This is a genomic window from Streptomyces solincola (assembly GCF_002982015.1).
In the GTDB taxonomy this organism is placed as follows: domain Bacteria; phylum Actinomycetota; class Actinomycetes; order Streptomycetales; family Streptomycetaceae; genus Streptomyces; species Streptomyces solincola.
In genome coordinates, this window is the sequence record NZ_PVLV01000695.1 from 1 (window position 1) to 3034 (window position 3034).

General features: G+C 73.5%; 2 protein-coding genes. Both read right to left on the minus strand.

From position 1 onward, the window contains the following. Positions 1–179 precede the first annotated feature (179 nt). Complete coding sequence (locus C6N75_RS29405) at positions 180–2165, minus strand: acetoacetate--CoA ligase (protein WP_105871877.1); 1986 nt, start codon at positions 2163–2165, stop codon at positions 180–182. Positions 2166–2361: 196 nt separating this feature from the next. Further along, entirely contained in the window at positions 2362–2904 is a 543-nt protein-coding gene (locus C6N75_RS29410; protein ID WP_105871878.1) for an NUDIX domain-containing protein, read from the minus strand. Between the last annotated feature and the right edge of the window lie 130 nt (positions 2905–3034).

The window sequence follows — 3034 nt, forward strand, 5'->3', positions numbered from 1 at the left end:
CAGATCTTGATCTCTTATTCCAGAAGAAGCTGGCATACGAGACTCCGCTACGTCACGTGGGCTCGGAGATGTGTATAAGAGTCAGGCGCCCCGCCTGATCCCCACGCCGCCCCGCCACCGGCCCACCGGTCGCCGACGGGGGTCGGGTCCGGTGGGCCGGTGGCGGGGCGGCGTGGGGATCAGGCGGTGCGCTGGGCGCGCTTGCGGGCGAGGTCCTCGTAGAAGCGGAGCAGGTCGAGGTTGTCGACGGAGCCGGGGTTGACGGCCTTGGCGAGGTCGGCGCCCTGGAGGAGGCGTTTGACGGGGACTTCGATGCGCTTGCCGGTGAGGGTGTGCGGGATGCCGGGGACCTGGATGATCTCGTCGGGGACGTGGCGGGGGGAGAGTTCGGTGCGGATGGTCTGCTTGATGCGGCCGATGAGGTCGTCGTCGAGGGTGGCGCCGTCGGCGAGGTGGACGAAGAGCGGCATCCAGTAGCCGCCGCCGGGCTCTTCGAGGCCGATGACCAGCGACTCGGCGATCTCCGGGAGGCGTTCGACGGCCTCGTAGATGTCGGCGCTGCCCATGCGGACGCCCTGGCGGTTCAGGGTGGAGTCGGAGCGGCCGTGGATGACGACGGAGCCGTGGTCGGTGATGGTGATCCAGTCGCCGTGCCGCCAGACGCCCGGGTACATGTCGAAGTAGCTGTCGTGGTAGCGGCTGCCGTCGGGGTCGTTCCAGAAGCGGATGGGCATGGACGGCATGGGGTTGGTGACGACGAGTTCGCCGACCTCGCCGGTGACCGGCTTGCCTTCGGGGTCCCAGGCCTGGAGGTCGGTGCCCAGGCAGGCGGCTTGGAGTTCGCCGATGTGGACGGGCAGGGTGGGGACGGCTCCGGCGAAGCAGGAGCAGACGTCGGTGCCGCCGCTGACGGAGGCGATCCACAGGTCGTCGGCGACCTCGTCGTGCAGCCACTGGAAGCCGTCGGGCGGCAGGGGTGAGCCGGTGGTGGCGACGCAGGCGATGCGGGAGAGGTCGAAGTCGCGGGCGGGGTGCACGTCGGCCTTGCGGCAGGCCATGACGTAGGCGGCGGAGGTGCCGTAGAGGGTGGCGCCGGTCAGTTCGGCGACGCGCCACTGGGCGCCGGTGTCGGGGTAGCCGGGGCTGCCGTCGTACAGGACGACGGTGGTGCCGGTGAGCAGGCCGGAGACGAGGAAGTTCCACATCATCCAGCCGGTGGAGGTGTACCAGAAGAAGCGGTCCTCGGGGCCGAGGTCGCAGTGCAGGGCGAGCTGCTTGACGTGTTCGAGGAGGATGCCGCCCTGGGACTGGACGATGGCCTTGGGCAGGCCGGTGGTGCCGGAGGAGTACAGGACCCAGAGCGGGTGGTCGAAGGGGACCTGCTCGAAGACCGGGGCGTCGTCGCCGGCGGTCAGCGCGGACCAGTCCAGGGCGCCGTCGGGGGTGGCGGTGCCGAGCAGCGGGATGTGCACGACGGCGCGCAGGGTGGGCAGTTCGCGGCGGAGTTCGGCGACGGTGTCGCGGCGGTCGTGCTCCTTGCCGCCGTAGCGGTATCCGTCGACGGTGAACAGTACGACGGGTTCGACCTGCTGGAAGCGGTCCAGGACGCTGCGGGCGCCGAAGTCGGGGGCGCAGGAGGTCCAGACGGCGCCGACGGCGGCGGTGGCGAGGAGGGCGGTGACGGCTTCGGGGATGTTGGGCAGGTAGCCGCTGACCCGGTCGCCGGGGCGTACGCCGAGGGCGCGCAGCCGGGCGGCGAGCGACCCGACCTGGCGGCGCAGCTCGGCCCAGGGGATGGGGGTGACCTCCTGGGTCTCGTCGACGTAGAGGAGGGCGGGGGCCTCGGGGCGGTCGGCGGCGTGGCGCAGGGCGTGCTCGGCGTAGTTGAGGGTGGCGCCGGGGAACCACTGGGCGCCGGGCATGGTCCGGTCGCCGAGGACGCGCTCGTAGGGGGTGGTGAAGCGGATGCCGGCCCATTCGGCGAGCGCCGCCCAGAAGGTTTCGAGCTGCTCGGTGGACCAGCGGTGCAGTGCGGGGTAGCCGCCTTCGGCGGGAGCGCCGTGGTGGGCTGCGGCCCAGTCCTGGAACCGGGTGACCGCGGCGGCGTCGACGCGCTCCTGGTCGGGCTGCCAGAGCGGCTCGGGCTGGGGGTGCTCGGTGGTCATCGGGTTGCTCCCTGGCCGTGCGTACGCGGTCGACGGGCCGTGCGGCGCCGGTCCGCGCGGTACGCGGTGTGCGGTGTCGTCCCGGTGGTGCGGGAGGTGTGCGGGTGGGCGCGCGCCGTCGCGGGGGTGGGTGCGGGACGCGGCTGACTGGGACGATGCCATGTGATCGCCTGGGGCACCAGGGCTGCCGGGCGGGTCAGGGCGCGGGGGTGTAGCGGCCGGCGAAGTAGCGGCGCACCGCCTCGGTGTGGAGGGGGAAGGCCAGGTCGGCCGGTGCGCGCAGCAGGTGGTGGCCGGTGGTCTCGTCGGTGGGCGCGGAGGGCGGCAGTGCGGCGGCCGGGCGTTCGGGCAGCAGGCCGAAGACGAGCAGGTGGCCGCCGGGCGCGCTCATGGCGTCGGCGAGGGCGACGTCCTGGGCGGCCGCCTGGATGCCGGTCTCCTCGCGCAGTTCGCGGACGACGGCGTCGCGCCAGTCCTCGGTCTGGTCGATGAAGCCGCCGGGCAGGGCGATGCCGCCGCGGGCCGGTTCGATGGTGCGGGTGATGACGACGAGGCCGGTGCCGTCGGGTCCGGTGGCGGGGAGCAGGGCGACGGCGACCGGGAGGGGGTTGCGGTAGGCGGCCGCGCCGCAGACCGGGCAGGTGCGCGGCCAGGCGGCGCCGGGTGCGTAGGGTGCGCCGCAGTGCGAGCAGTGGGAGTCCTTGGCGCGGGGCGCGGTGGGGGCTGCGGGGTGCGTCACGCGCCGGACTGTACCGCTCGGGCGGGGACGCGGGTACGGGTTGCGGCGGCGGACGGGAGGTGCGGGGCGATGGGGTCGGGTCGGGCACGGCGCTGGGTGCTGGTGGCGGTGACGGCGGGGGCGGTGTCTG

Bases quoted from the DNA above. Each gene is read 5' to 3' on its own strand.
- C6N75_RS29405 (WP_105871877.1), bottom strand. From the start codon at position 2,165: ATGACCACCGAGCACCCCCAGCCCGAGCCGCTCTGGCAGCCCGACCAG.